Source organism: Microbacterium sp. Bi128, from assembly GCF_918698205.1.
In genome coordinates, this window is record NZ_CAKKMM010000999.1 from 1 (window position 1) to 1,879 (window position 1,879).

Here is a 1,879-nt window from a genome sequence, read left to right on the forward strand (position 1 = left end):
GTCATGGCCGAGAGGAAGAAGGCCTGGAACGTGGTGTCCCACGCGTCCATGCTCCCGAAGGTGAGGTGGTTGTCGTATTCCAGCAGCAGAATGACCCCGGCGCCGGCGAAGAACAGGACGACGGTCGTGATGATCGTCAGCTTCGCGTGCAGCGACCACAACCGGAACCGCCACCAGTGCCGCCACAGCGTGAAGATCACGGGGAAGCCGATCGACCCGAGGAAGACGCCGATCATGAGCACGGTCAGCAGGAAGTAGTCCTGCGCGAATGGGGCCAGACCTTCGGCGTTGGGCACGAACCCGGTGTTCGTGAAGGACATCGCCGCGTAGTACGGCGCCTCCCACAGCGCCACGAGCGGGTCGATCCCCCCGATGACGAGCGACGGATAGATGAGGACGGCGAGACCGGCTTCGATGACCAGGGTCGACAGTGCGACGGTGCGCAGCAGCTGACCCACTTCGCCCAGGCGGATGGTCTGCCCCTCGTTGACCGGGCCGCCGTGCGCGCGCAGAGGATTGCTGTCGCCGGCGGCGATGAGCTTGGCGCGCAGTCCCAGGCGCTTGGAGATGACCAGGCCGAGGATCGACGCCAGGGTGAGCACGCCGAGGGCCCCGACGTTGACGCCGACGTACGTGATCACGCGGCCCAGCGGAGACCAGTCGCTGTACATGTTGACCGTCGACAGGCCCGTGACGCAGATCGTGGACACCGCGGTGAACAGCGCATCCGCGAGCGGGGCGCGCCTGCCGTCGGCGGACGCGGCGGGGAGGGAGAAGAGCGCGGTGAACAGCAGGATGAGGATGACGAAGACCAGCACCGCGAAACGTGCCGGCGAGGCGGTGGTCAAATCGCGCAGTCCGTCCCATGCGCGGAACGCGATGCGGCGTACCCGCACCGACATACGCACCTCGTCGGGCGTCGCCGCCATGCGTGACTCCCTTCGCGGCCGGAACCAGGATCATGGTACTCGGGCGGGCTCGCGGCTAACCTAATGCCATGGCGGACATCTTCGACGTGATCGCTGACGGCACGCGTCGCGACATCCTTCAGCTGCTCCTGGATCGAGCGACGGGCGGCGAGCGGGGCACGAGCGTCTCGCAGATCGTGCACGCACTGGGGGTGAGCCAGCCGACCGTGTCGAAGCACTTGAAGGTGCTGCGCGAGGCCGAACTGGTCTCGGTCCGCGAGGAGGGGCAGCACCGCTATTACAGCCTCGCCGTCGCCCCTCTCGACGAGGTCGACGACTGGCTCGTGCCGTTCTTCTCGGTCGACGTCGAGAACGAACCCGCTCTGCCCGAGTCGGCGGTTCATGCCGCCGAGGTCGTGGGGCGTGCCGCCGCCTCGGTCAAGCACTCGGTCGCCTCTGCGTTCCGCAAGCTGCCGGGGCGCTGAGGCGGGCCCGGAGCCGCGGGAACGCGGCATCCGCATCTCACATCCGTCACAGAAGCCCCATAGGTTTACAGCCGTCGCGGGCAGACCCTAGAGTGTCTCCCACATCAGAGGGTGAAGGTCACCCGTGCGGAGGGTGATCGATGGCAGAGCTGCCCGACGTGCGTTTCCTGACGGTCGCCGAGGTCGCCGAATTGATGCGGGTCTCGAAGATGACCGTCTACCGTCTCGTGCACGCCGGAGAACTGCCGGCCGTCCGGTTCGGACGCAGCTATCGGGTGCCGGAATCGGCGGTCGCGGAAGCTGTGCAGCGTCCGGCGTCCGACGTCGGTTAGACTGATCCGAGGCCTTTTTACAACGCCTGCCCGTTCCCGGGAGCCGACATCGGCACCCAGACCCCGACTTAGTGAGGTTTTCCGTGGGTTCTGTCATCAAGAAGCGCCGTAAGCGCATGGCGAAGAAGAAGCACCGCAAGCTGCTTCGCAAGAC

4 protein-coding genes are annotated in these 1,879 nt (G+C 66.5%); 3 read left to right on the plus strand and 1 reads right to left on the minus strand.

Annotated features, from left to right (window positions below):
* Positions 1-902 (minus strand): potassium transporter TrkG (locus LQV45_RS29030; protein ID WP_290370346.1); only part of this gene is annotated, 902 nt, incomplete at its 3' end.
* A gap of 95 nt (positions 903-997) precedes the next feature.
* On the opposite strand from LQV45_RS29030, the gene LQV45_RS29035 reads away from it, so the two are divergent.
* The 3 genes from LQV45_RS29035 to LQV45_RS29045 form a co-directional block, all read left to right on the plus strand.
* Positions 998-1,393, plus strand: coding sequence for a helix-turn-helix transcriptional regulator (locus LQV45_RS29035; RefSeq protein WP_128217573.1), 396 nt, complete (start codon positions 998-1,000; stop codon positions 1,391-1,393).
* Between the two features lie 140 nt (positions 1,394-1,533).
* Positions 1,534-1,725 (plus strand): helix-turn-helix domain-containing protein, encoded by a 192-nt coding sequence (locus LQV45_RS29040; RefSeq protein ID WP_230010487.1) that lies wholly within the window; start codon positions 1,534-1,536, stop codon positions 1,723-1,725.
* A gap of 83 nt (positions 1,726-1,808) precedes the next feature.
* Positions 1,809-1,879: 30S ribosomal protein bS22 (locus LQV45_RS29045; protein ID WP_230010490.1), on the plus strand; the 71-nt coding region annotated here is incomplete at its 3' end.

Coding starts and splice junctions, on each gene's coding strand:
- LQV45_RS29035 (WP_128217573.1), top strand. CDS start 998: ATGGCGGACATCTTCGACGTGATCGCTGACGGCACGCGTCGCGACATC.
- LQV45_RS29040 (WP_230010487.1), top strand. CDS start 1,534: ATGGCAGAGCTGCCCGACGTGCGTTTCCTGACGGTCGCCGAGGTCGCC.